Source organism: Agrobacterium sp. rho-13.3 (genome assembly GCF_033957765.2).
Taxonomy (GTDB): domain Bacteria; phylum Pseudomonadota; class Alphaproteobacteria; order Rhizobiales; family Rhizobiaceae; genus Agrobacterium.
Genome location: NZ_CP192774.1, coordinates 1,816,458 through 1,842,957, shown reverse-complemented (window position 1 = coordinate 1,842,957; position 26,500 = coordinate 1,816,458). Strand labels below are relative to the sequence as shown.

Sequence of the window (26,500 nt, the reverse complement as noted above, 5' to 3'; positions counted from 1 at the left end):
GGAAGCATTCTAAAACCGATCGCGTGAAGGGATTCACGCGATCGGTTTTAGCTCTTTGTTTTTACGCATGTCGTTATCGCAAAACCGCCGCACACTTTTGCGCGACATGCTTTAGCTCAAAAAGGAAGAGCATAGTGGCCAGCGTCGAACTCGATGCCATCGATCTGAAGATATTGCGTGAATTGCAGCGCGATGGGCGCATGACCAATGTTGACCTCGCCGATCGCGTCGGCATCTCCGCACCACCCTGCCTGCGGCGTGTGCGCAAGCTGGAAGAGGCCGGCATCATCGAAGGCTACCACGCCATGCTGAACGCCCCAAAGCTCGGCTTCGACCTCGTCGCCTTCTGCATGGTGGGTCTGAAGCGCCAATCCGAAGCCAACCTAAAAGCCTTCGCTGCCGCCACAGACCGCTGGCCCCTGGTCCGCCAAGCCTGGATGGTCTCCGGCGAAAGCGACTTCCTCCTCCACTGCACCGCCGAAAACCTGACCCAATTCCAGGATTTCGTCATTGAAGTGCTGACGGCCGACGAGCATGTCGAAACGGTGCGGACAATGCTGACGATACGGCAGGTGAAACGGGTGGGGCTGGTTGAGGTGTGAGGGCAGCTCTACTTCAATTTGTCCCAACTGATCGGTGTCATGAAACCCAAGTCGACGAGCTGTTGCGAGCCTGTAAATTTAACCGAGACGGTTTCGTCATAAAGATCGATCGATCCTTTATTGTGGATTTCTTCAAGCAACTTGACGTAATGCGCCGAACCGCCAAAGTGCTGCTTTTCGCGAACAGCTTCCGCAATCTTTTCTTTATAATCCACGAAAAATTTAAAGTGCAAAAGAGCGCCCCAGATTTTCGGAAAGTTACGACCGTAGGGTAGGGGCCGATGAGGGCTACTGCCAAAATAGCAGGAGTTATCCCAGTAAATAACCGGGTACTTCATCAACTCATTGTCTTCGCCAAACTTACGCCCGCGTGGGCCACCCTTGATGCTGATGCCGCGTTTCTCGATAGCCATATCATAGCCCTGCGTGTCCAAATGATCGGAGACAAGCCACGGTGGGTCCTGTGGGGCAAGTTCCTTCGGACCTAGGCCGCTGTACATATCCAACATGGGTGCTGCTAGCCGCTTGTCTCCCGCAGCTTCCAATACTTTTATCAGATCCGAGATTGTGCGCGTTTCACTATCTGCAAATACGAGAAACTCATCGGAGTCGACGTTAACGTACCATCGATTCTTTCCGTAAATCTCAAATAATTGCTCTCGCCACTGTCGTCCGCGTCTTGCTTCGGAATAGCGAACAGGAGACACCCACACGTCAACGTCAGGTTGCTCTAGCAGCAGCTCTCTGGTTCCGTCAGTCGAGGCATCATCAACCGCAATAAATCGTGTTGCTCCTAACGCTCTGTAATGCAGTAAGAAACTGTTTATGAGATGAATATCATTGCGGCACACGAATACGACATCCACTCCCGAATTGTCGGGTTTGGGCTTTAGTGCCATGGAAGACAGAGCTGGCTCGGGAAATCTGCACAGCGGGGATAAGTGGAATTTCTGCCTGACTTCGGCTTAGATGCCGGGAACAGGAGATACCATGACGAGACGACCGCGCCGGAACCACAGCCCGGCTTTCAAGGCGAAGGTGGCACTTGCCGCCATCCGAGGTGAGCAGACGCTGGTGGAATTATCCCAGCAGTTCGACGTGCATGCCAACCAGATCAAGCAGTGGAAGGACCAACTCCTTGAAGGGGCGACAGGCGTTTTCGGCGACGAAGGGAAGACGGAACCGGCAGGCCCGACCGTTGACGTCAAAACGCTGCACGCCAAGATCGGCGAACTGACGCTGGAAAATGATTTTTTGTCCGGTGCGCTCGGCAAGGCGGGATTGCTGGGCGGAAAGAAATGATCGACCGCGAGCACAAGCTATCCGTCGTGCGCCAGGCGAAGCTTCTCGGCTTCAGCCGTGGCACAGTCTACTATCTGCCTCGTCCAGTGCCTGACGGTGATCTTGCCCTGATGCGCCGGATTGACGAGTTGCATCTCGACTACCCCTTTGCCGGAAGTCGGATGTTGCAAGGGCTCTTGAGAGGAGAAGGGCTGGAAGCTGGGCGGCTGCATGTCGCCACGCTGATGAAGAAGATGGGCATCGAGGCCATATACCGTCGCCCGAACACATCCAAACCAGCACCCGGTCACAAAATCTATCCCTACCTCCTGCGCAAGCTGGCGGTGACCCGTTCCAACCAGGTTTGGGCGATGGACCTGACATATATTCCGATGGCTCGCGGCTTTGTCTATCTCTGCGCCGTCGTGGACTGGTTCAGTCGGCGGGTTCTGTCGTGGCGGCTGTCGATCACGATGGAAGCAGCCTTCTGCATCGAAGCAGTCGAGGAAGCGCTGGCCCGTTATGGCAAACCCGACATATTCAATACTGACCAAGGATCGCAGTTCATCTCGATGGACTTCACGGCAGTGTTGAAGAAAGCCGAAATCGCCATCTCGATGGATGGCAAGGGCGCTTGGCGGGACAATGTCTTCGTGGAACGCCTTTGGCGTTCGATCAAATACGAGGAGGTCTACCTCCACGCCTACCAAACCGTGTCCGAAGCCCGCGTCGGCATTGGCCGATATCTGACCTTCTACAATAGTCGACGCCCACATTCATCCCTTGACCGGCAGACGCCGGATCAGGCTTACTTCAACGCGCTGGCACCAATGATGGTGGCGGCATAATCGAGGCGGAAATCCACTTAACGAAACGCCCGAAACTGTTCAGACGAACCGAGCCACCTCTCTTTCCGAGTCTGAAGTTTTAACTCTACGCGAGAGAGAGAAAGATAAATTACCCTGTGCCGAAAACTTTTTACGCGTCCCTACAATGCCTCCATCCGACTATTGGTCACTGAGATCAGGACGCTCCAATCTCCACACACGCGGAGGTTGGAGGAAATTCGTCGCGCGGATTTTACCCAAATAGAAGGGACAGTATATTGAGGGCTTTGAGTAACTAGATTAAGAAAAGCTATTTATGTACGTAATTTTATTTTTTGAGGAGGTAATTGTGAGGCCAAATGATTTGCTTCCGCTATGGCTTTGGGTCAGATCTTTAGGGAAGATTTCCATAGGTTCTAAATGCAGGATTGAGCGTGGTGCTATTCTTGATATGCGGTAGCGCGGCAGTATATCTGCGGGATCAAAATGCCGCATTCGGCGTGGAGCCATGCTGATTCCCTATGGTGGAAAAATCACAATCGGGAATGATTTTAGCTTGAACCCCTACTCGGTGCTTTACGGTCAGGGTGGTTTGGTGATCGGCAACGATGTTCGTATAGCAGCTGGATGTGTTATTATTCCATACAATCACATTTTTGCTGACCGGAATAAGCCAATACGACTCCAGAAGCTTAGTAAGTTGGGTATTGTTATTGAAGATGATGTCTGGATAGGCGCAAATGTAACCGTTTTAGATGGTTCACACATCTCAAAAGATGCGTTATTGCGGCGGGTGCTGTCATCCGGGGAAAAACTGAACCCTACGGAATCTATGGTGGAGTGCCAGCGAAACTAATTAAAATGCGCAGCTGAAAATTAGTTTGTTATGCAAACTGATCCGCTTTTCGAGCTTTTGGTCGGTATATCATAAATTCCTGTGTGAATCGCGAGATGTCGGTTAGATTCTATTCCAATCTTCTGGCCTAAGCCTACTGAGAGATTTCGGTCGCGGCTTACCAACATAACTGAGTTAGTGTTTTTTGTCCTATTCCGCTTTCATCATCTGCCTCAACGAAGAGGCGTATCTCGGGAACTGCCTCGACAGCCTAGATGGTTGCGCAGAAATCGTCATTGTTGATTCAGGATCCACAGATGGCACGGCAGCTCTGGTGCAATCCTACATCGACAAAGGCTGGCCCATCCGTTTCATGCATGAGCCGTGGCGCGGTTATGCCGGGCAAAAGCAATTTGCCCTTGAGCAATGTACGCAGCCCTGGTGTCTGAATATCGATGCGGATGAGCGGTTGGATGAGGCTCTTCGCTCAGTCTTGCCCGAGTTGCTCTCAGCGCCGGAAACTGTTGTTGGCTGGAGGGTTGCCCGCAGACCTTATCTGATTGGATATGGTTACACGCCTGAAAAGGCGCGCGAGCGAAAAAACCTTCGGCTGATCCGCAACGGCAAGGGCACCTATGATCTTTCGCAGAAGGTGCATGAGGGCATCGTTCCGACGGGTGGTGTCAGCGCATCTGATAAGGGTAGTTTGCTGCACTACCGGCCTCTCATCATCGATGAGCAGATATTGAAAGAGAACAAATATTCAACTTTGAAGGCTGATCAGCAATTTGCCGAGGGACGCAAGGCAAAACTGTCCAAGCTGTTGGTTTCGCCTTGGCTTTATTTTTTCCGTCTTTATTTCAGAAATGGTCTCTGGCGCTGCGGCGTGCCCGGTTTTATCGAGGCTGCAACGGGCGGAATCTATGCATTTCTCACGCAAGCGAAAATCCACCAGCGTCACGCGCTGAAACGTCGACCCAATGTCGATGATATGGAGCGCGGAAGGACCGAATAATGAAAGTCATGCATTATCATTTGGGCAAGGATGGTGGAGCGGAGCGCTTTTTCGTCCATCTCGTGAATGCCCTTGCCCGCAGAGGTGTCGAGCAGAAAGCCGTCATCCGCCCAGGTCGCTTGTGGCGCAAGAATATTGATGGCGTTTGCGGCATTGTCGAAAGCAATTTCCGCAATCTTTCGCCGGACAGGTTTTTGTTGCCTTTGAAGGTCATGCGGATGGCGCGTCAGGAGCAGCCGAACGCTCTCATGTCATGGGCGACACGCCCCAGCCGTTTGATGCCAAATTACAAAGGCTGCATAAAACTTTCGCGATTGGGCGATTACCCGACCAAGCTGGATTACTTTAAAAACACGGACGTCCTCGTTTGCAACACGCCGGGTATTGGCGAGCATGTCAAAGCGCTGGGCTGGACGCGTGGGGTTGAGGTTATCTCCAACTTCACCAGCACGCAGGCAATAGCGCCGATTTCGCGAGCCCAGCTCGATACGCCCGAGGGCGTGCCGGTCGTGATGTCCATGGGGCGTTTCGTAAAGCGGAAGGGCTTTCATACGCTGATTGATGCGGTTTCCACATTGCCCGGCGTTTATCTCTGGCTGGCCGGCGATGGAGAAGAGCGGGAAAACCTCGAAGCGCAGGTTGATGCGCGTGGTATGCGTGATCGGGTACGTTTTATCGGTTGGCAGGATGAAACGCGTCCATATGTGGCAGCTGCGGATATTTTTGTCATGGCGTCCAGCCATGAACCGCTTGGCAACGTTATTCTGGAAGCATGGGCGCAAAACAAGCCTGTCGTGTCGTCTAAGTCGGAAGGGCCTTTGTGGTTCATGCAAGACGGCCAGAATGGGTTGCTGGCGGATATCGGTGAGGCGGACAGTTTTGCGGAGAGTATCAACCGTTTGTTGAGCGACCAGGCTTTGGCACAGCGCGTTGCTTCCGGCGGACATGAGCGGCTGATGAACCAGTTTTCAGAAGACGCGATTGCGTCAGCTTATATTGAGCTGTTCAAGCGCAAGCCGTGACGGCATTATAGGCGCGATCAATATTTTCGGCTTCACCGGTAATGGTGAAGTGATTGGCGACGTGGGCGCGGGCGGCAATCGAAGCGGTGCCGCGTCTTGCATCGTCTTTCAGCCAGCCCAGTGCCGAAAGGCTCATGGCGTCCAGATCGTTACGGGCGATAATGTCGCCCGTTTGAGGCGCGACAATCAACTCCGGAAAAGCCCCAACATCCGTGGCGATCACCGGCACACCCGTTGCCATGGCTTCCAGCGGCGTCAGGCCGAAGCCTTCCCAGCGTTGGGGGGCGATGAACAGGTCGAGGGAGCGGTACCATTCGTTGATGTTGGTGTGTTCACCCACGAAGAGGATGCGGTCCGCAAGACCGGCGGCGCGGACTTTGTCTTTCAGGCCGTTTTCAAACTCCACATGCGGTCCTGTGGCACGACCTGCTATTATGGCGGACCATTCGGGCTGCTGTGGCAACACCGCAATCATGGTGTCGACAAACAGGTCCGTGCCCTTTTGGTGGCGGACCCTGCCGAAACACCCAACGTATTTCTGATGAGGATCAAGGCCGAGCGTGCGTTTCGCCTCAGCCTTGTCGGCGGGCGGCGAGAAGCGCTCGGTGTCTATGCCATGCATGATGACGGTGCTTTGCACGTCCAGATAGGATGCCGTTTTGCTGCTGGTGGCGATGACCGCGTCCATTTTTGAAATCAGAAATTTCGTCCAGCCGCTGTGCTTGCGTTGTGATGCGGAAGTGAACACCAGTTTCAGCTTCATGCGCAAAATATCGCGCAGGATGAGGCCGGGCAGCATTTCGATGTTGCGCCGCGCATGCCAGACGCGCGGCTTGTGATCCGGTCCGAACTGCCACAGCCTCCAAAGGTCGCGGAAACGAACATGCGGCAGGCTTTGCGGCAGGCCGGGTCCGATAGCGGCAACCTTTTGCCCTTGCCGATTCTGGATCGGCAAAAGCTGGATGATGGTGGATGTCACGCCCGAAAGCCTGCGCTTGAAATTGGGAGCAAGCACGCGGACATCGCGTATATCGACATAGGGCAAATTCGGCATCTCGCGGGAAATATGCGGCTTATCAGCCCCAGGTGAGGGAAAGAATTTCGTAGCCGCGTGAACCGCCGGGTGCATTCACCTCAATGCTATCGCCAACTTCCTTGCCAATCAGCGCACGGGCGATAGGCGAGGAAATAGAAATACGGCCCTGCTTGACGTCGGCTTCCTGATCGCCAACGATCTGGTACGTCTTCTGTTCTTTGGAATCTTCATCCACGAGTTTGATCGTCGCACCAAACTTGATCGTCGTACCGGACATCTTCGACAGGTCGATGACTTCGGCGCGGGCTGTCAGATCTTCAAGCTCGCCAACGCGGCCCTCATTGTGGCTCTGCGCTTCCTTGGCTGCGTGATATTCTGCGTTTTCGGACAGGTCGCCATGGGCGCGCGCTTCGGCAATTGCCTCGATGATTCGTGGACGCTCTTCCTGCTGACGCCAGCGAAGTTCTTCCTGTAGCTTGACGAAGCCACTCTGAGTCATCGGTACTTTTTCTACCATTTTTTAGTCCTTCGCATTCAAACTGCGGCACCCGCAGACACAAAAAGAAACAGGTTCCGGAGCAAAACTTCGGAACCATGTCAAAATCACAATTGCTGCGACTATATCAGAAGACCGTCGCAAATTGCCAGAAAATTTGAAACCGCCAAACCCTAGTTGAAACCAATAGGCCTATTTTTAATCGCAGATTGACAGTCAATGCAAGAACATATAGTGAACATTACTATGAAAAAGTCAATAAAAGAAAGACTGGCGGTTCTTTCCGATGCGGCGAAATATGATGCGTCGTGCGCCTCCAGTGGCACGACAAAGCGTAATTCATCCGCATCCGGCGGGTTGGGGTCCACGGAAGGGTCTGGCATTTGTCATGCATATGCGCCAGATGGGCGCTGTATTTCCCTTCTGAAAATCTTGCTCACCAATTTCTGCATTTATGATTGCGCTTATTGCATCAATCGGTCTTCCAGCAATGTCGAGCGGGCGCGCTTTACAGTGGAAGAAGTGGTGTGGCTGACACTCGAGTTTTATCGGCGCAATTACATTGAAGGACTGTTTTTGTCCTCCGGTATCATTCGCTCATCCGATCACACGATGGAAGAACTGGTTCGTGTGGCGCGGGAGCTGCGGGTAACGCATGGGTTTCGCGGCTACATTCACCTCAAATCCATTCCCGAAGCATCGGCGCGTTTGGTGGAGGAGGCGGGGCTTTATGCGGATCGATTGTCGATCAATATCGAATTGCCCACCGACAGCGGTATTGGGCGGTTTGCGCCGGAAAAACAGCCCGTCAATATTCGCAAATCCATGGCTGATATTCGTCTGAAAATAGAGGAGGCGGGGGAGCCAACATTGCAGACGAAGCGGGTCAGGAAATTTGCGCCGGCTGGCCAAAGCACGCAGATGATTGTTGGTGCGGACGGGGCCAGTGACAGCACGATTCTCTCCACCAGTTCGCGCCTTTATGGCAGTTACGGGTTGCGGCGCGTCTATTATTCCGCGTTCAGCCCAATTCCCGATTCGTCGAAAAATCTGCCGCTCATCAAGCCGCCTTTGATGCGGGAGCATCGGCTTTATCAGGCCGACTGGCTTTACCGATTCTATGGTTTTGATATCGCCGAAATCACCTCCACGCAGCAGGATGGGATGCTGGATCTCGATATTGATCCGAAGCTGGCTTGGGCACTGGCAAACCGTCAGCATTTTCCGGTGGATGTGAACAAGGCCGATCGCGAAAACCTGCTGCGTGTTCCCGGTTTTGGCACCAAAACGGTCAGTTCCATTTTGTCATCGCGGCGGTTTCGGCAGTTGAGATTGGAAGACGTCGCGAAGTTTGGCGTGTCTTTGAAAAAGGTGAAAGCGTTCATCGTTGCGCAAGGGTGGACGCCGGGGAAATTAACGGAACGACCGGATTTGCGGGCCATGTTTGCACCGCAGCCGGAACAGCTATCGTTGCTGTAATGTATCGGGTTACGCTGGAGGGACGAGGAGATTTTGCCGAGTGGCGCAACGCTGCACGGGCTTTTCTTGCCGCACATGTCTCACCGCGGGAGATCGACTGGCGACTTCACAGCGAAGAATCTGGCCTGCTGGGATTTGAAGAGGGAGATGCGGTTCCGTCCTTCGACAGTACAGCCAATATCAGCGTGCCGTCGTCTTTTGTACCACTTGCCCAAACCGTTATCTGTCACAGCGATCCCGCACGTTTTGCGCTGCTTTACCGCCTTTTGTGGCGGCTGGTTCAGGATCGGGCGCTGCTGCAATTCAAGTCTGATTCGGATGTGGCAGAGGCGCGCAAACTGGAGAAATCCGTTCGCCGCGACAGTCACAAGATGACGGCATTTGTGCGCTTCAAGGAAGTGGATTTGCCGGAAGGGGAGGTCGGACGGCGGCGCTTTGTTGCGTGGTTTGAGCCGGACCATTTTATTGTCGAGCGCAAGGCGTCATTTTTCCAGCGCCGATTTACCGATATGGATTGGTTTATCGCTACACCAAAGGGTTTTGCGCGGTGGGATGGACAGACGCTTGAGACGTCGCGGATGGCGGCGGAAAAGCGGGTTCTCAACGATGAGACCGAGGATCTCTGGCGCACCTATTATGCCAATATTTTCAATCCGGCACGGTTGAAGATCAAAGCGATGACATCGGAAATGCCCAAGAAATACTGGAAAAATCTGCCGGAGGCAGACCTTATTCCGGAATTGATTTTGGGTGCCGAAGCGCGGGTGCTGGAGATGGCCGCAAAAGCCGCATCAGAGCCACAGCTCTTTCATCATCGGCTGCAAGCGGCGGCAGAAAACGTTGCCGCGCCGGTTTTGCCAGATGCCGATACACTGGAAGGTTTGAAACACGAGGCGCAAAGCTGCACGCTTTGTCCGTTGCATTGCAAGGCTACGCAAACAGTGTTTGGCGAAGGACAGTCAAACGCAGATGTTATGATTGTCGGTGAGCAACCCGGTGATGTCGAAGATCTTGCGGGGCGTCCGTTCGTTGGCCCCGCAGGCAAAGTGTTCGATCAAGTGCTGGGTGAGACCGGCATGGCGCGTGAGAAACTTTATGTCACCAATGCCGTCAAACATTTCAAATATGAGGCGCGTGGCAAGAAACGTATCCACCAGCGCCCGGATGCGGGCGAAGTGCAGCGTTGCCGCTGGTGGCTGACGCGCGAGATGGACCTGGTGCAACCCAAGCTGATCGTTGCCATGGGAGCAACTGCTGTGTTCTCACTGACCGGTATGAATGAAAAAATATCGGATTTGCGTGGAAAACCAATGCCGATGGAGGCGGGGCGGACGCTGTTTGTGACAGTCCATCCGTCCTACCTGCTGCGCATTCCAGATGAGGTCCGAAAAGCGCAAGAATTGAAACGGTTTCAGGCAGATATGAAATTGGTGCGGGACATGGCTCTGCATCTTGAAGCCTCCGGATAGATCCAATCCGAGACGCCGCCGCTCTTGAACGAGTTTGCCGACGTGGGTACCCGATACGTTAATGGGTGCCCACGGCGGTTTCATCGATATGTGCTGTTGCGTAGACCTTGCGGGCAACCATGGCCAGCAAAAGCAGGGTTACGGATGCCAGCAGGCAGCAAGCGGCAAAGCCGAGCGAAAAGCCGTTTCGTGCGGGTTCCAGCCAGGCTGGTTCCGTGGTGCCGCCCAAAGCTTTTGCAGTCTCCACGGCTCCGGCCAGTGTCGCGGAAACGGCATGGGCCTGACTTTCGGTAAGACCGGTGAGGTCAACGCCTGCCATGGTCATGCGGTAAAACACGGTTCCAAGACTGCCAAGCAGTGCCACGCCCAAAGCACCGCCGAATTCTGCGCTGGTTTCAGAGATGGCGGAGGCCGATCCGGCACGTTCCGGCGGAGCGGTGCCGACGATGAGGCCGGTTGTTGTGAGGATGACCGGCACGAAGCCGAGGCCGATCAACACGCTGGCGAACAGAATGCCGATAAGGCTTTGATTATAGGCAGCAATCGCCATCACGGTGGTACCCGCGACATTGACGATCAGGCCCATCAGCACCGTTTTAACCGGGCCGAAGTGGTTGGTGAAACGATAGGCCTGAAACGACATGATGGTGAAAACGGTCGCGGATGGAATGGACCACAGGGCCGCATGCAGAGGCGTAAGGCCGATCACCAATTGCAGGAACAGGTTCTGATAAAGGAACGTTCCGAACACGAAAAAGACGCCTGCCAGATTGACCAGAAGCGAAGCGGTGAAGGCTGGAATGCGAAACAGCTTGAGATCGATCAGCGGATGGGTCAGCCGTTGTTGACGGCGGATGAAGAGGAAACCGATGGCCACGCCCGCTGCGATGGGCAGGAGCTGGCGCAGCGCAAAACCATCCGCTGCCATGTGCTTGAAACCGTAAATCACCGGTAGCACCGTTGCCAAAGAAAGCAGAACGCTTGGCAGATCAATGCCTTCCGCATCTTCGTTCTTATATTCCGGCAGGATGAACGGCGCGATGGCCAGCAAAATCAACATGACCGGAATGTTGATGAGAAACACCGATCCCCAATGGAAATATTGCAGCAACAGGCCGCCGATCAGCGGGCCGATGAGGCCACCCAAAGCGAAAGCCGAGCCCCAAATTCCAATGGCGCGGTTTCTTTCCGATTCGTTTTTGAAGATGTTGACGACCAGTGACAGGGTGGACGGCGCAACTGTGGCACCCGCAATGCCGAGCAGTGCGCGGGAGATGATCAGTTGCTGCGCGGTTGCCGAAAAGGCAGCAAGCGCCGAAGCGACTCCGAAGGCAAAAGCGCCAACGAGAAGCAGTTTTCGGCGTCCGATGCGGTCTCCCAGCGTACCCATCGTCACCAGAAAACCAGCGACCATGAAGCCGTAGATGTCGTTGATCCACAGCAATTCGGATGCATTGGGGTCAAGATCGGCGACGATGGCAGGCATCGCCAGAAACAGCACGGACAGGTCCATGGAATAAATCAGGCAGGCGATGGACAGCACGCACAGGCCGATCCATTCCCGCCGCCCGGCCAGTGGCGCGGTGGTGTCGAGCGTCGTTTCCTGCATGCATTCCTCCCCATTCACACGGCGGGCAATTTCGCGCTCCATCGTGGAATTGGCAATCGATAAATAACCCAAAAACAAAGGGCGCCCGAAGGCGCCCTTTCATGCATGATCAGAAGTAGCTTTGCAGGGGCCTGACTTCGAGGTTGCCGGCCTTCAATGCCTTGATGGCAAGGGCGGCAGCTTCGGCACCGGCCATGGTGGTGTAATAAGGCACCTTCTGCATCAGCGTGGCGCGGCGCAGCGACTTGCTATCGGAAATCGCCTTGTTGCTGTCCGTGGTGTTGATGACCAGCTGGACCTGACGGTTGCGAATGGCGTCCTCGATATGCGGACGGCCTTCCTGCACCTTGTTGATCTTCTCTGCATCGATACCCTGTTCGGCAAGGAAGCGCTGCGTGCCGCCGGTTGCCAGAACCTTGAAGCCGATGTCCACCAGATGGCGGATGGCAGGCAGAACACGTTCCTTGTCGTCATCGCGCACCGAAACGAACACCGCACCTGAGCGCGGAAGATCGACGCTGGCACCCAGCTGCGCCTTCGCAAATGCCAGCGCAAAGTCCGTATCGAGGCCGATGACTTCGCCGGTGGAGCGCATTTCCGGTCCAAGCAGAATATCGACGCCGGGGAAACGGGCAAACGGGAAGACGGCTTCCTTGACGGCAATGTGCTTCAAGTTGCGCGGATCAGGCTTTTCGCCGTATGCGGCGATGGCGGCATCCAGCTTTTCACCAGCCATGATGCGGGCGGCGATCTTGGCAATCGGCGCGCCGATGGTCTTGGCGACGAAAGGCACGGTACGCGAAGCGCGCGGGTTCACTTCCAGAACGTAGATCACGCCGTCCTTGATGGCATATTGCACGTTCATCAGGCCGCCAACATGGAGCGCCTTGGCAAGTGCCGTGGTCTGGCGCTCCAGCTCGTCGAGCGTCTCCTTGGAGAGCGAACGCGATGGCAGCGAGCAGGCCGAGTCACCGGAGTGAATACCGGCTTCTTCGATGTGCTCCATGATGCCAGACACGAAGACGTTTTCGCCGTCGCACAGGGCATCGACGTCCACTTCGACAGCGTTGGTCAGGTAGCTGTCGAACAGCAGCGGGTTTTTGCCGAGCAGCGTGTTGATCTGGCCGGTCTTGTCGTTGGGGTAACGCTGCTTGATATCTTCCGGCACGAGGCCCGGAACCGTATCCAGCAGGTAGGTCTGCAACTGGCCTTCTGAGTGGATGATCTGCATGGCGCGGCCACCCAGAACGTAGGACGGGCGAACCACCAGCGGGAAGCCGATTTCGGATGCCACAAGACGCGCCTGCTCGACGGAATAGGCGATACCGTTGTTCGGCTGCGCGAGATCAAGCTTGATCAGCAGCTTCTGGAAACGGTCGCGGTCTTCTGCAAGGTCGATCATGTCAGGCGCTGTGCCGAGGATCGGGATACCGTTCTTTTCCAGTGCTTCGGCCAGTTTCAGTGGCGTCTGACCACCAAACTGCACGATAACGCCGACCAGTTCGCCCTTTTCCTGCTCGGCGCGCAGAATTTCGATCACGTCTTCTGCTGTGAGTGGCTCGAAATACAGGCGGTCTGACGTGTCGTAGTCGGTGGACACGGTTTCCGGGTTGCAGTTGATCATGATGGCTTCAAAACCGGCATCCTTCAGCGCGAAGGCGGCGTGGCAGCAGCAATAATCGAACTCGATGCCCTGACCGATACGGTTCGGGCCACCGCCGAGAATGACGACCTTCTTGCGGTCGGAAACCTGTGCTTCCGAACGAAGCTGGCCGACGAAAGGTGTCTCATAGGTGGAGTACATATATGCGGTGGGCGATGCGAATTCGGCAGCGCAGGTGTCGATGCGCTTGAAGACCGGGCGCACGTTGAGGCTGTTGCGCAGCTCTGCCACTTCTTTCGGGCGCTTCTTGGTGAGGCTCGCGAGGCGGGCGTCGGAGAAGCCCATGGCCTTCAGCATCCGCAGGTTTTCAGCGTCCTGCGGCAGACCGTGTTCACGAACGCGCGCTTCGGTGTCCACAATCGCCTTGAACTGGGCGATGAACCATGGATCGATCTTGCTGTTTTCATGCACTTCGGCTTCGGACATGCCCATGCGCAGAGCCTGTGCCACCATGCGCAAACGGTCTGGCGTCGGTGTGCCGATGGCGGCGCGAATGGCGTTCTTGGAGCCTTCGCCCTCTTCAAAGCCGGGGATTTCGATTTCATCGAGACCGGTCAGGCCGGTTTCCATGCCGCGCAGGGCCTTCTGCAAGGATTCTGCGAAGGTGCGGCCGATGGCCATGACTTCACCGACCGACTTCATGGCCGTGGTGAGGATGGGCGATGCACCAGGGAATTTTTCGAAGGCGAAACGCGGAATCTTGGTGACGACGTAGTCGATGGAGGGTTCGAAGGATGCCGGTGTTGCGCCGCCGGTGATGTCGTTGTCCAGCTCATCCAGTGTATAACCAACCGCAAGCTTTGCTGCGACCTTGGCAATCGGGAAGCCGGTGGCCTTGGAGGCGAGCGCGGAAGAGCGCGAGACGCGCGGGTTCATTTCGATGACGACCAGACGGCCATCCTTCGGGTTGACGGCGAACTGAACGTTCGAGCCGCCGGTTTCCACGCCGATTTCGCGCAGAACCGCAATCGATGCATTGCGCATCATCTGGTATTCTTTGTCGGTCAGCGTCAGCGCAGGCGCAACGGTGATCGAGTCGCCGGTGTGAACGCCCATCGGGTCGATGTTTTCAATCGAGCAGATGATGATGCAGTTGTCCGCTTTGTCGCGGACCACTTCCATCTCATATTCCTTCCAGCCGAGAACCGATTCTTCGATCAGCACTTCGGTGGTGGGCGAGGCATCCAGACCACCGCCGATGATTTCGAAGAATTCCGAACGGTTGTAGGCAATGCCGCCGCCCGTGCCGCCCATGGTGAAGGATGGGCGGATGATGGCGGGCAGGCCGACAACATCGATGGCCTGTGCGGCAATGGCCATGGCGTGGCTGATGTAACGCTGCTTGCGGTCCGTCTCGCCAAGGTTCCACTGGTTTTCGAGGTTGTCGAGCGCCTTGTCCAGCTCAGCGCCGGAAAGCTTCGTTTTCAACTCTGCGCGGGCGGCTTCATGCGTCTTGCGGTCGGCGTCCTTGATGTCAGTGGCATTGGCCAGCATCGACTTCGGCGTTTCAAGGCCGATACGCTTCATGGCTTCGCGGAACAGGGCGCGGTCTTCGGCCATGTCGATGGCTTCAGGCTTTGCGCCAATCATCTCGACATTGTAGCGATCCAGAACGCCCATACGCTTCAAGGAGAGGGCAGTGTTCAGAGCCGTCTGGCCGCCCATGGTGGGCAGCAGCGCGTCTGGACGTTCCTTGGCGATGATCTTGGCGACGACTTCCGGGGTGATCGGCTCAACGTAGGTCGCGTCGGCCAGATTGGGGTCGGTCATGATGGTGGCGGGATTGGAATTCACGAGGATGACGCGGTAGCCTTCCTCTTTCAGCGCTTTACAGGCCTGTGTACCAGAATAATCGAATTCACATGCCTGACCGATGACAATCGGACCAGCGCCGATGATAAGGATGGACTTGATATCTTGGCGCTTCGGCATGGCTCTCGTTCCGCTTTTCGTGTTGCGCAAAAAACGGCCAAGGTGAAATCCACCGGCCGGGGCGCGCAATTCCAATCTTTTCAGGCTAGAAGCGGCTTATAGGCAAATGTTTTGGCGAACGGAACCCCGAATCTTCGCTTTCTGACAGGAAAGTTTGATTGTCATAAAACTGTGCCGCAACCTGATCCTTGTCGCTTCTAAAAACGTAGTGAAATTTGAAGGAATTAGTTTGTTTCCACAAAGATAGAGCAGGGCCATATGATTACCGTTCATTATCTCGAAAATTCCCGCGCACATCGCATTCTCTGGCTGCTGGAAGAGCTTGGCCTTGATTACGAGGTGAAGACCTACAAACGCGCGCCGGACATGCGAGCCCCGAAAAGCCTGAAAGCCATCCATCCGCTGGGCAAATCTCCTGTCATCGAGGATGGCGGTAAAATCTACGCGGAAAGCGGCGCGATCATCGAATATCTGCTCGATACCTATGGAAACGGTGCGTTTCGCCCGCAGCCGGGAACCGACGCATACAGACGCTATATATACTGGCTGCATTATGCCGAAGGGTCTGCCATGCCGCTGCTGTTGCTCAAGCTCCTGTTTTCACGCATCCCGCGTGAGGTTCCTTTTTTGCTGCGGCCTGTCGCCAATCTCATCTCAAACGGTGTGGCCAGCAAACTCGTTGATCCGCAACTCAAAGACCACACGGCCTATTGGGAAAGCGAACTGGCGCGGGACGGCCTGTTTGCGGGCAGTGAACTGACGGGCGCAGACATTGCCATGAGCTTTCCGGTGGAAGCGGCCATGAGCCGCGCGGCGGGTGCAAACAAAACGCCTGCCATTGTTCAGTTTCTTCAAAACATTCGTGCGCGTCCTGCCTATCAACGCGCATTGAAGAAGGGTGGCGCCTATGTTTACGCCAACAGCTGACGAGCATCTGCCTGAAAATCGTTGCCGATTTTCGGAAAGCGCGATGCGTCGGTTCAAACGGTACGAGCGTCTTTTATGCGTCCGAATGGACGCATAGCGCTCTTGCAGGAACGCTTTCAAAACTCTAGCGTTTAGCGACAGACTGATGGGGAGACTGATATGCAGTGGAGAGGGCGTCGCCAATCCGACAATATTGAAGACAGGCGCGGAATGTCCTCCGGCGGCACGGGTGGTGGTGGCTTTCGCCTTCCCACCGGCGGTGGTGGTCGTGGCGGCGGGATAGGCATTGGCGGTCTTGTCGTTATTCTGCTGATCAGCTGGGCATTGGGCATCAATCCGCTGACCCTGCTTTCCGGCGGTGATGTGTCGCTGGATGGCGGCGGTCAACAGACCCAGGGCACGCGGCCTCAAGGCCAGTCCAATGATGATACAACGGCTTTCGTTCGGACCGTTCTGGCAGAAACAGAAGATACCTGGGGCAAGATTTTCAGCGCCGCCGGGGAAACCTACGAGAAGCCGACGCTTGTTCTCTTCGCCGGGCAGACACGCTCTGCCTGTGGTTCGGCGTCTTCGGCAAGCGGCCCGTTCTATTGCCCTGTGGACCGCAAGGTTTATCTGGACACCGACTTTTTCCGGGAACTGGACAAACGTTTCGGCGCATCGGGTGATTTTGCGCAGGCTTACGTGATTGCGCACGAGGTGGGCCATCATATTCAGAACCTGACCGGCGTTCTGCCCGAGTTCAACCGCCGCCGCCAAGCCATGAGCCAGACCGATGCCAACAAGATGTCGGTGAAGGTCGAGTTGCAGGCAGATTGTTATGCCGGCATCTGGGGCAAATCCACACAGCAGAAGGGGCTTCTGGAAACCGGCGATCTGGAAGAGGCGCTCAACGCGGCGCATCAGATTGGTGACGATACGTTGCAGAAGGAAACGCAAGGCTATGTGGTGCCGGATAGTTTCAACCACGGAACATCTGCGCAGCGTGCCGAATGGTTTCGGCGTGGTTTCGACAGTGGCCGCGTGGAAGACTGCGATACGTTTTCCGCCAATATCTGAAATTATGCGAGAAGCAGTGCCGTCACGTACATTCCGAGCGCAAATACCGTATGTGCGACGAGGTTGAGGGCGCGAACCTTGGTGGGGTTGGGCGTTTTCGACGCCGCCCAGCCTATGCCAAGGCCCGGCTGGAGCAGAAACCAGCCAGCGGCCACGGTCAGGATTCCAATAACCCATGGTAAAATGAAGGATGGTGCAGCGAACCATCCATCTGGTGCGACCAGGGCCAGAATGATTCCGTAAGCAACACCGACGGCATAATGTGAGACCCAGCCGAGTGCGACTTCGTGGTCGTAAGGGCTGGCGGTCGCGATAGTATCGTGAAAAACCTTGCCTTTGGGCAGATGCCAGAACCACCGTCCGACGGGGCCCCAATTGGGCGCTGACTGATGGAAAAAACGGTGAAGGATGATGGCCCAGATATCCATAAAAACCGTGCCGCCAATTCCCATTGCAACGCCGCGCCAAATGGTTTCCGACATCATTCCCTCCCGAGTCGTTTCACTGTGCGGCAGCGTGTCGGGTTTTTGCGTCTGCGACAAGGGCACGCATGACGTTATCGGGAGCGGGTATTGGAAAGCGTGGCCGCGTTCACGGCCACGCTTTATGTTGATCAGGCTGCGCGGTTGTAGCCTGAGTAACGCTGGCTCTGTTCGTTTGCCAGTTTGAACTGGGCGAGCAGGGCGTTCAGTGCGGCGGCTTCGGAAGCAAGGCCGTGGCTTGCTGCGGTCTGTTCTTCAACCATGGCAGCGTTTTGCTGCGTGCCTTGGTCGATGGTGTTGATCGCCGTGTTGATTTCCTGCAAGCCGGTGGACTGTTCGCGGGACGACAGCACGATGGCGTTGATGTGCTTGTTGATTTCCTGCACTTCGGCCACGATCGTGTCCAGCGCCTTTCCGGCATTGCCGACCAGCGAAACGCCCGCTTCGACCTGGGTTGTCGAAGCGCTGATCAGCACCTTGATTTCCTTGGCGGCATTGGCAGAGCGTTGAGCGAGTTCACGCACTTCCTGCGCCACGACCGCAAAGCCCTTGCCAGCTTCACCGGCACGCGCCGCTTCAACGCCTGCATTCAGCGCCAGAAGGTTGGTCTGGAAGGCGATTTCGTCGATAACGCCGATGATTTTCGAGATGCCGGACGAGGAATGCTCGATGCCTTCCATGGCCTTGACGGCATCGCTGACAACCACGCCGGATTGTTCGGCGTTGCTGCGGGCACGCTCGACAAGTCGGCCAACTTCTTCGGCACGCTTTGCGGAGTCCTTCACCGTCGTGGTGATTTCTTCCAGCGCCGCTGCGGTTTCTTCCACCGAGGCTGCCTGCTGTTCGGTACGCTTTGCAAGATCATCGGCGGATTGGCGGATTTCGCTGGCACCGGCATCGATGGCGCGGGCGTTCTGCCCAACGTTGACGAGGGCGGCATTGAGCTTGCTGATCGAACCGTTGAAGTCTTCGCGCAGGCGGTCGATGCGTGCGACGAACGGCGTGTTGATGCGGTAGTTCAGGTCGCCATCCGAAAGATGTGCAAGGCCTTCTGCCAGCTTATCGACAGCGAATTGAATATCGGCAGTGTCTTTCGCCGAATGCTGTTCGCGCTCGCTGCGCTCCCGTTCAGACAGATTGCGCGTCTGCTCAGCATCGCCTTCAAGACGAAGCCGCTCCAAGGCATTGGCACGGAACACGGCAACGGCTGCAGCCATCGATCCGATCTGGTCCGTGCGTTCCTGTCCCGGAATGGCAGCGTTGACATTGCCAGCCGCAAGCTGGTCCATCGCCGAGGTCATCTGCGTGACAGGCTTGACGATGAGGCTGTTGACGAGGAATGCGAGGAACGCAATCATGCCAGCGACGGCCAGAATGGTTGCGACGACAGCGGCAATACGAAACTGCGAAATCGACGCGAAAGCCACGTTGCGGTCGATCACGAGGCCCACGGACCACTCGACGGAAGGCAGGCCCGGCACGGAGATGAAGCTGGTGATCTTATCCACGCCGTTGATCTGCGTTTGCGACATCGCCTGCGAAATCTTCGGTGTCGCGACCGGGAAGAGGTCAGCAAGCGTCTTGTTGATCATCGCATCATCCGGGTGGATGAGGATTTTGCCGTCCTTGTTCACCAGAAACGCATAACCATCCACGCCCGCATCGACAGAACCGATCATGGAAACGAGGGTCGTCAGCATAAAGTCGCTGGCGGCAACGCCCGCAAGTTTGCCTTCGCGCATCACGGGAAGGGCAGCACTGACCACCAGCTTGCCCGTGGTGGCATCGACGTAAGGTTCTGTCAGCACGGTGCCGTTGGCCTTGACAGCGGCCTGATACCATGGACGCTGGCGTGGATCATAACCGGCCCGCATGGTGGTTTTCGGCCAGTTTTCAAAGACGCCGGCCTCATCGCCGAAATATGCGGATTTGAACTCACGCGCCAGAATGTCGTTGTGCAAAGCCACGTCCAGCAGCTTGGGATCGGTGGCCTTGACCATGGCCGCGCCGACCATTTCGGTCATCATCACGCGGCCATTCAGCCAGTTTGCGATGCTCTGTGCGGACTGTTTGCCAGCGGCATTGAGTTTATCTTCAACGAAGTGATTGGCTGCATCACGCTGAAGGCCATCGATGTAAATCGAAAAGCCCGCAAATGCGGCGACGACCACGCAGGACGCCGCAACAACAATGCGTGTCATCAGGTTGGATTTCCTGGACAATTTTTAGACCTCGGAATGAGACCGGGAGCACCGGAGTTGTGAAGGAAGCATGCCTCTGGCGTGTGTGGCGTGCCTCATGCACCCTTAGGTATATGTACCTTTGTATTTGGTTTTATTGTGCAACTGTAAATAAAGTTTAAGTTTTCTCAAATGTAGTAAGTCTTTTATTATAACTTACTGTTTTTATTAAATAACTTATTTGACTGCTGTTATTTTACGCGTTTGCCGCATTCTTGCGCAGCCAGGCGAAATGTCTTATGGACGTGTCGCGCCGCTTTCCCTAATTGCAGGGAAGCGGCTTTTGCTTTTTGAGGTGATGTCATGTCTTCGTCGGTTGCGGTTGGGAACACGCCAGTGGGTGTCAGTTCGTGGTCAGCGCATTTGCGAGCAACGCTTGCGTTGGGAATTCCGTTGATCGGCGCGCAACTGGCGCAGCTCGCCATTCACACCACGGATATGATTATCGTCGGGCAATTGGGCGCTGAAAAGCTTGCGGCCATGGTGCTGGCCGGGCAATTCTATTTCGTCGTGTTTATCTTCGGCTCCGGTTTTTCGATTGCTGTGGTGCCCATGGTTGCCAATGCCCACGGGCAGGGCGATGCCACGTCCGCACGCCGCGCCTTGCGCATGGGCATGTGGGTGGCGACGGTCTATTGGCTGCTTGTTATGCCGCTGTTTTTCAACGCGGAAGCCATTCTTCTTTCGTTGGGGCAAAACCCTGCCGTGTCTGCCATGACCGGCCAATATCTCGCCGTGGCGCAATTCGGGCTTTTGCCAGCACTTCTGTTTTACGTCATGCGTGGCCTCGTCAGCGCCATCGGACGGGCGGGCATCATTCTCTACGTCACCATCGCCATGCTGCTGATCAACGGTTTTCTGGCCTATGCGCTGGTGCTCGGCCATTTTGGCTCGCCCGCTTTCGGCATGATTGGCGCGGCCTTCGCTGCCGTCATCGTCAATGCGTTCAGCCTCGTTTTTATCATCGTCTACATCCAGACGCGGGAAGAAACGCGGCGATACGAATTGTTCGTACGGTTCTGGAGACCGGATTGGCACGCCCTGTGGGACGTGCTGCGGCTCGGCCTGCCGATCAGCGTCACCATTCTTGCCGAAGTCACCCTGTTTTCCGCCGCGTCCATCCTGATGGGGCAGATCGGCACCATTGAGCTCGCCGCCCATGGCATCGCGCTACAGCTTGCCTCTATTGCCTTCATGATTCCCATGGGGCTTGCGCAGGCGGCAACGGTGCGCATCGGTGTGGCACACGGGCAGAATGATTACCCCAATCTCGTGCGGGCAGCGATCACCGTTTACGTCGTGGCCTGTGCCATCGCAGCCTGTGGCGGATTGCTGTTTGCCATCTATCCCGAGTTTCTGGCCAGCTGGTTTCTGGACCCGGCGCTTCCCGGCGCAACGGACGTCTTGGCTTATGCCAGCACGCTGGTCATCATTGCTGGCGTCTTTCAGCTGGTGGATGGAATGCAGGCGGTTGCCGCCGGTCTGCTGCGTGGCCTGAAAGATGCGCGCGTACCGATGATCCTGGCGCTGATTTCCTATTGGCCGATTGGTTTCTCGTTGGCGTGGATCTCCGCCTTTCCGCTTGGCTTTGGCGGGCGCGGGGTCTGGGTCGGCTTCGTCGTCGGCCTCTCGGCGGCGGCGATTTTGCTGACCATCCGTTTTTACCTGATGGTGAAGCGTGAAATGAAAACGGCCCGCTAAAAGAACCTTGGCGGGTCAGATTGAGGCTTTCTGCCGGGCATATTTCCATCAGGATCAGCAACGATTGTCTCGACCATACCTTTGGGTATGCTCTTCACCAACCGTCGCCGCCCTGACAAAAATCTGCTCCGGCAGAAAGCCTCAATCTGACCCGCCAAGGTTCTAAAGCGGGCCGCATGTTCTTCAATAATATGAGTCTTATCAGCGTTCTGCCAGAGCCGGTTCGCCCTTCTTCTCACGAAGCAGGTTGACGAAGCGGCGGAATAGATAGTGGCTGTCCTGCGGACCGGGGGATGCTTCCGGGTGGTGCTGTACCGAGAACACCGGCTTGCCGGTGATGCGCAGGCCGCAATTGGTGCCATCGAACAGGGAAGTGTGAGTCTCTTCAACGCCTTCGGGCAGAGACTTCGCATCCACCGCAAAGCCGTGGTTCATGGACACGATTTCCACCTTGCCTGTCGTAAAGTCCTTGACCGGGTGGTTCGCGCCGTGGTGACCCTGATGCATCTTTTCGGTTTTTGCGCCAACCGCAAGGCCCAGCATCTGGTGGCCGAGGCAGATGCCGAACACCGGCAGCTCCGACTTGATGAGGTCTTGAATAACCGGAACGGCATATTTGCCCGTTGCAGCCGGATCTCCCGGACCGTTGGACAGGAAGACGCCATCGGGCTTCAGCGCCAGAATGTCTTCGGCAGAGGTTTGCGCAGGCACGACCGTGACCTTGCACTCCAGACCGGCAAACAGGCGCAGAATATTGCGCTTCACACCGAAATCGACGCAGACGACGTGGTACTTGGCATCGCCTTCAGCAAGCGATCCATAGCCTTCGTTCCAGACCCAAGGTGTTTCGCTCCAGACGGAAGACTGGCCGGATGTGGCTTCGATGGCGAGGTCCAGACCTTCCAGTCCGCTCCAAGCCTTGGCTTCTGCCTTCAGTGCTTCGATGTCGAAAACGCCGTTCGGGTCATGGGCGATGACAGCGTTTGGTGCGCCGTTCTCGCGAATCCATGCTGTTAGGGCGCGGGTATCGACGCCGCACAGGCCGATGACGCCGCGTGTCTTCAGCCAGGCGTCAAGGTGCTTTATGGCGCGGTAGTTCGAAGGGTCGGTGATGTCAGCCTTGAAGATGACGCCAACCGCGCCGCGCCGTGCAGCGGGCGTCAGGTCTTCGATGTCTTCTTCATTGGTGCCGATGTTGCCGATGTGCGGGAAAGTGAAGGTAACGATCTGGCCGAGATAGGATGGGTCGGTGAGAATTTCCTCATAACCCGTCAGCGCGGTGTTGAAGCAGACTTCCGCCTGTACCTTGCCGGTTGCGCCAATGCCGGTTCCCTCGATCACGGTGCCATCTGCCAGAACGAGCATGGCGGTGGGTTTGCGGGTGGTCCAGGGTGCTGTCTCGGTCATCTCGTTTTCCGTTTCTGCCACTGCGGCCCGCCTTCGGAAAGGCAGGTGCAAAGCGGTCATCTTTGTTCGCGGATAAGGGCGCGCGAAAGCCTTCGCGTCGTAACCTTCGTTAAAATCCTGTGCAGGTGCCGGAAAATAACGAAAGGGGCGCAAACGGTCAACCGCGTGGCCAATAATTAACTGGAATTTAAATCCAGCTGATTCAATGGTTTATGCAAATGATTTGCCGATGCCCGGTTGCTCGTTTATGCCACGGGCAAAATTATGAAGGAAAAGCCTGACCCGGATATGCCGGTAGACACGGCTTTTCCCAAGGAGAGAGACATGATCCGCGATACATTCGCCGACGCTTTGAAAGACGCCATGAAGGCCCGCGAACCGCGCCGCCTTTCGACGATCCGCTTGATTCAGGCTGCGATCAAGGATCGTGACATTGCCAATCGCGGCATCGGCAAAGAGCCGGTTTCCGACGAGGAAATTCTGCAAATTCTGGCAAAGATGATCAAGCAGCGCGAAGAGTCTGCCGGGATTTACGAAAAGGCTGGCCGCGCCGAACTGGCCGAACATGAGCGTGAGGAAATCACGATCATCAAAGGCTTCATGCCGGAAGAAATTCCAGACGACCAGGTACGTTCCATCCTCGAAGGTGTCATCGCTGAAACCGGCGCTGCTGGCCTGCGCGATATGGGCAAGGTGATGGCCGTTTTGAAAGAGCGTTATCCCGGCCAGATCGATTTCGGCAAGGCTTCGGGTCTCATCAAGGACTTGTTGAAGTAGCCTTCAAGACCGGAAAAGAGAAAGGCAGGTCACTTGTGGTGCCCTGCCTTTCTTTATGCTTGGATATACGGCACAGGGTCTCTTGGGGGGGTCACCTGAACCATCAAGCATTACGCACACAATTTATCAGTACGCACACGCTCGGCATCATGCCGATGCCGTTAGAATAAGCCCTTCAGCCCGCGTCATCAAATTACAAAAACATAATTTTCGGTGCGGTTTTCCTGCCTTAAATTTGCCGGAAGTTGGTAGGTGAAAGTGATTTGCTGTGATGCGATGCGCCTGTGAATAACGGGTATGGATTGTTTCCGCCCTTGGTATTCCGGCTCCACTGCGCTTATATAAAAGACTGGCCGAAAACAGGCAGTGACCCCAGGTAAAAATGCGCTTTTCAAACTCATTTCTCGACGAGATACGTGACCGAGTGAACATCTCTGATGTTATCGGCAGACGTGTGACGTGGGATCGGAAGAAGAGCAACGCCTCCAAGGGTGACTACTGGGCCTGTTGCCCCTTCCATGGCGAAAAAAGCCCCAGCTTCCACTGTGAAGATCGCAAGGGCCGTTACCATTGCTTCGGCTGTGGTGTGTCTGGTGACCATTTCCGTTTCCTGACAGACCTCGATGGCATGGCGTTTCCCGAAGCCGTGCAGCAGATTGCCGATATGGCGGGCGTTGTCATGCCGCAGCCGGATGTGCAGGCGGAGCGGCGTGAGCGTGAGCGGGCCTCGCTGCAAGATGTCATGGAAATGGCGACCCTGTTTTTTCAGGATCAATTACAGACGTCTGTGGGTGCGCGGGCGCGGGCCTATTTGCGGGATCGCGGGCTGACGGGCCGGACCATCGAAACCTTTCGTCTGGGCTTTGCGCCCGATAGCCGCAACGCGCTGAAAGAACATCTGGCTTCCAAAGGCATCGCCAAGGAACAGATGGAGGCCTGCGGTCTGGTGGTGCATGAAAATGTGCCGGTGTCGTACGACCGTTTTCGGGATCGCATCATGTTCCCAATCCTGTCGTCGCGGGAAAAGGTGATTGCCTTTGGCGGTCGCGCCATGGCGGCGGATGCGCTGGCGAAATATCTCAATTCCAATGAAACGGAGCTCTTTCACAAGGGCAATGTGCTTTATAACTTTGCCCGCGCACGGCGGGCCACGCAAACCTCCGGCACGGTCATTGCCGTTGAAGGGTACATGGACGTCATCGCGCTCTATCAGGCCGGTGTGGAAAATGCCGTCGCGCCGCTCGGCACGGCGCTCACTGAAAACCAGCTTGATCTGTTGTGGAAGATGACGCCGCAGCCGGTCCTGTGTTTCGATGGTGATGGCGCGGGCATTCGCGCCGCCAGCCGCGCTGCCGATCTGGCGCTGCCGCACATCAAGCCGGGCCGCTCCGTCAGCTTCGCCTTGCTGCCGGATGGCAAGGACCCGGATGATCTGGTTCGTCATGAGGGCAGGGCACCGTTTGACCGGGTGCTGGCTGAGGCCAAGCCGCTTGCGGCGATGATCTGGAGCCGTGAAACGGCGTCGGTATCATTCGATACGCCGGAAAAGCGCGCCGAGTTGGAAAACCGTCTCAAGCAGATCGTGGCCGTTATTGGCGATGAAAGCGTGCGCCGCTTTTACCAGCAGGATATTCGCGAACGGCTGAATGCGTTTTTCCAGCCGCAGTTTCAGCGCAACAATGCGCCCGGTAACCGGAACTTCGAGCGCGGTGGCGGTGGCAATGCCCGCAACGGCCAAAAAGCCCCGGCGCGCGGAAGCACCACCGGTGCTGGCAGCATCTCAGACCGGCTTAGCCAGTCCGGTCTTGTCAAAGGCCATCTTTCAACGCCTGCGCTGCGCGAAAGCGTGTTGGCGCTCACCATCGTCAATCACCCGCAGCTTTTGCTGGAGGAATATGACGAGATCGCCGCCATCGATTATGAGAACCGTGATCTGCAACGGTTATGGTCGCAGGTGCTGACCTATGCGGCGGAAAATGCAGCCGAGCTGTCTCGTGAAGGGCTTGTGTCGCGGCTGGAAGTGCAGGGGTTCGATGCGCTTTTGAAAGTCATGAACCAGCAGATCCGCAACGCGCGGTTATGGACTGCAACGGAGCAGGCGGCTCCCGAGGATGCGCGTGAGGGCTACACGCAGTCACTTTCTCTCCACAAACGCACCAAGGCGCTGCGCTGGCAGAAGATCGATCTGGAGCGCGAGATTGCCGAGGCCGCGGAAGAGGGTGATGGCGACCGCATGGTGCAGTTGATGCGCGCACTGTCAGAAGTGCAGCTTGAAATCGGACGCATGGAAAATCAGGAGGCGATTATAGATGGTTTTGGAGTTATGTCGGGCCGGGTCAAGGGTGCCGCGTATAGCCGTGGTTAGCGCTTTTACGACAATGCAGGCTTGTCTTTTGAAAAGATCGACCTAAATAGTGGATAAGTTGGTGAAGGCCCGCAAAATGTCGCCGCAATGACGGCTTTTTTGGTTTTTAACCCTCGGTCTGGCCAGAAAGGCTTGACGTGACGGGAAATAGCGGGAATCACCATTCCAGGAAAAGTAAGGTGGAATGGGACTTGGCGGATCGAAACTGCATGAAAAAGCATTTCTGTATGCACTGTCTTGATATTCCGCCGGTAGTGGCCGTGTTTAATCGGCAAT

Annotated in this window: 20 protein-coding genes; 12 read left to right on the top strand and 8 right to left on the bottom strand. The window is 56.0% G+C overall.

The window, feature by feature from the left end; genetic code table 11:
• Positions 1-134: 134 nt before the first annotated feature.
• Positions 135-602: an Lrp/AsnC family transcriptional regulator gene (locus RMR16_RS09180; RefSeq protein WP_320198523.1), complete on the top strand. Its 468-nt coding sequence runs from the start codon at positions 135-137 to the stop codon at positions 600-602.
• An 8-nt stretch (positions 603-610) separates the two neighbouring features.
• Here the strand turns inward: RMR16_RS09180 and RMR16_RS09175 are convergent, their stop codons facing one another.
• Positions 611-1,501 (bottom strand): glycosyltransferase family 2 protein, encoded by an 891-nt coding sequence (locus RMR16_RS09175; RefSeq protein ID WP_320198524.1) that lies wholly within the window; start codon positions 1,499-1,501, stop codon positions 611-613.
• A gap of 91 nt (positions 1,502-1,592) precedes the next feature.
• Between RMR16_RS09175 and RMR16_RS09170 the strand changes: the two genes are divergently transcribed.
• The 4 genes from RMR16_RS09170 to RMR16_RS09155 all read left to right on the top strand — a co-directional run bounded on the left by RMR16_RS09170 (position 1,593) and on the right by RMR16_RS09155 (position 5,582).
• A protein-coding gene (locus RMR16_RS09170) for an IS3 family transposase (RefSeq protein WP_432353455.1) occupies positions 1,593-2,731 on the top strand; the annotation gives its coding sequence in 2 pieces (ribosomal slippage) (positions 1,593-1,851 and positions 1,851-2,731; 1,140 coding nt in all).
• A gap of 487 nt (positions 2,732-3,218) precedes the next feature.
• Positions 3,219-3,566: an acyltransferase gene (locus tag RMR16_RS09165; protein WP_320200592.1), complete on the top strand. Its 348-nt coding sequence runs from the start codon at positions 3,219-3,221 to the stop codon at positions 3,564-3,566.
• A 184-nt stretch (positions 3,567-3,750) separates the two neighbouring features.
• Complete coding sequence (locus RMR16_RS09160) at positions 3,751-4,560, top strand: glycosyltransferase family 2 protein (protein ID WP_320200591.1); 810 nt, start codon at positions 3,751-3,753, stop codon at positions 4,558-4,560.
• Positions 4,560-5,582: a glycosyltransferase gene (locus RMR16_RS09155; protein WP_320200590.1), complete on the top strand. Its 1,023-nt coding sequence runs from the start codon at positions 4,560-4,562 to the stop codon at positions 5,580-5,582. Before RMR16_RS09160 ends, RMR16_RS09155 begins: the two co-directional genes overlap by 1 nt.
• Here the strand turns inward: RMR16_RS09155 and RMR16_RS09150 are convergent.
• Together RMR16_RS09150 and greA are read right to left on the bottom strand one after the other, a co-directional pair.
• Positions 5,566-6,627 carry a glycosyltransferase family 4 protein gene (locus RMR16_RS09150; RefSeq protein ID WP_320200589.1) on the bottom strand — a complete coding sequence of 354 codons (1,062 nt, stop codon included), beginning with the start codon at positions 6,625-6,627 and terminating at the stop codon, positions 5,566-5,568. The genes RMR16_RS09155 and RMR16_RS09150 overlap by 17 nt on opposite strands.
• A gap of 31 nt (positions 6,628-6,658) precedes the next feature.
• Positions 6,659-7,135: a transcription elongation factor GreA gene (gene greA, locus RMR16_RS09145; RefSeq protein WP_320200588.1), complete on the bottom strand. Its 477-nt coding sequence runs from the start codon at positions 7,133-7,135 to the stop codon at positions 6,659-6,661.
• 225 nt (positions 7,136-7,360) lie between these two features.
• Between greA and RMR16_RS09140 the strand changes: the two genes are divergently transcribed.
• Together RMR16_RS09140 and RMR16_RS09135 are read left to right on the top strand one after the other, a co-directional pair.
• Positions 7,361-8,593 (top strand): putative DNA modification/repair radical SAM protein, encoded by a 1,233-nt coding sequence (locus RMR16_RS09140; RefSeq protein ID WP_320200587.1) that lies wholly within the window; start codon positions 7,361-7,363, stop codon positions 8,591-8,593.
• Entirely contained in the window at positions 8,593-10,062 is a 1,470-nt protein-coding gene (locus RMR16_RS09135; protein ID WP_320200586.1) for a UdgX family uracil-DNA binding protein, read from the top strand. The genes RMR16_RS09140 and RMR16_RS09135 overlap by 1 nt, the downstream gene beginning before the upstream one ends.
• Before the next feature lie 58 nt (positions 10,063-10,120).
• Here RMR16_RS09135 and RMR16_RS09130 read toward each other — a convergent pair whose 3' ends face one another.
• Complete coding sequence (locus RMR16_RS09130) at positions 10,121-11,671, bottom strand: MFS transporter (RefSeq protein ID WP_320200585.1); 1,551 nt, start codon at positions 11,669-11,671, stop codon at positions 10,121-10,123.
• A 109-nt stretch (positions 11,672-11,780) separates the two neighbouring features.
• Positions 11,781-15,266, bottom strand: coding sequence for a carbamoyl-phosphate synthase large subunit (gene carB, locus RMR16_RS09125; RefSeq protein ID WP_320200584.1), 3,486 nt, complete (start codon positions 15,264-15,266; stop codon positions 11,781-11,783).
• Positions 15,267-15,524: 258 nt separating this feature from the next.
• Here carB and RMR16_RS09120 point away from each other — a divergent pair, with 258 nt between their 5' ends.
• Both RMR16_RS09120 and ypfJ read left to right on the top strand, forming a co-directional pair.
• Positions 15,525-16,193, top strand: coding sequence for a glutathione S-transferase family protein (locus RMR16_RS09120; RefSeq protein ID WP_320200583.1), 669 nt, complete (start codon positions 15,525-15,527; stop codon positions 16,191-16,193).
• 159 nt (positions 16,194-16,352) lie between these two features.
• On the top strand, positions 16,353-17,252 hold the full coding sequence (gene ypfJ, locus RMR16_RS09115; RefSeq protein WP_320200582.1) for a KPN_02809 family neutral zinc metallopeptidase: 900 nt from the start codon (positions 16,353-16,355) through the stop codon (positions 17,250-17,252).
• A gap of 2 nt (positions 17,253-17,254) precedes the next feature.
• On the opposite strand, the gene RMR16_RS09110 is transcribed toward ypfJ, so the two are convergent.
• Together RMR16_RS09110 and RMR16_RS09105 are read right to left on the bottom strand one after the other, a co-directional pair.
• Complete coding sequence (locus RMR16_RS09110) at positions 17,255-17,734, bottom strand: DUF2938 domain-containing protein (RefSeq protein WP_320200581.1); 480 nt, start codon at positions 17,732-17,734, stop codon at positions 17,255-17,257.
• A 131-nt stretch (positions 17,735-17,865) separates the two neighbouring features.
• Positions 17,866-19,956 (bottom strand): methyl-accepting chemotaxis protein, encoded by a 2,091-nt coding sequence (locus RMR16_RS09105; protein WP_320200580.1) that lies wholly within the window; start codon positions 19,954-19,956, stop codon positions 17,866-17,868.
• A gap of 321 nt (positions 19,957-20,277) precedes the next feature.
• On the opposite strand from RMR16_RS09105, the gene RMR16_RS09100 reads away from it, so the two are divergent.
• Positions 20,278-21,675 (top strand): MATE family efflux transporter, encoded by a 1,398-nt coding sequence (locus tag RMR16_RS09100; RefSeq protein ID WP_320200579.1) that lies wholly within the window; start codon positions 20,278-20,280, stop codon positions 21,673-21,675.
• Positions 21,676-21,876: 201 nt separating this feature from the next.
• Here the strand turns inward: RMR16_RS09100 and carA are convergent, their stop codons facing one another.
• Complete coding sequence (gene carA / locus RMR16_RS09095) at positions 21,877-23,082, bottom strand: glutamine-hydrolyzing carbamoyl-phosphate synthase small subunit (protein WP_320200578.1); 1,206 nt, start codon at positions 23,080-23,082, stop codon at positions 21,877-21,879.
• Between the two features lie 324 nt (positions 23,083-23,406).
• Between carA and RMR16_RS09090 the strand changes: the two genes are divergently transcribed.
• Both RMR16_RS09090 and dnaG read left to right on the top strand, forming a co-directional pair.
• Complete coding sequence (locus RMR16_RS09090; protein WP_320200577.1) at positions 23,407-23,859, top strand: GatB/YqeY domain-containing protein; 453 nt, start codon at positions 23,407-23,409, stop codon at positions 23,857-23,859.
• 382 nt (positions 23,860-24,241) lie between these two features.
• Positions 24,242-26,224: a DNA primase gene (dnaG, locus tag RMR16_RS09085; RefSeq protein ID WP_320200576.1), complete on the top strand. Its 1,983-nt coding sequence runs from the start codon at positions 24,242-24,244 to the stop codon at positions 26,222-26,224.
• Positions 26,225-26,500 lie beyond the last annotated feature (276 nt).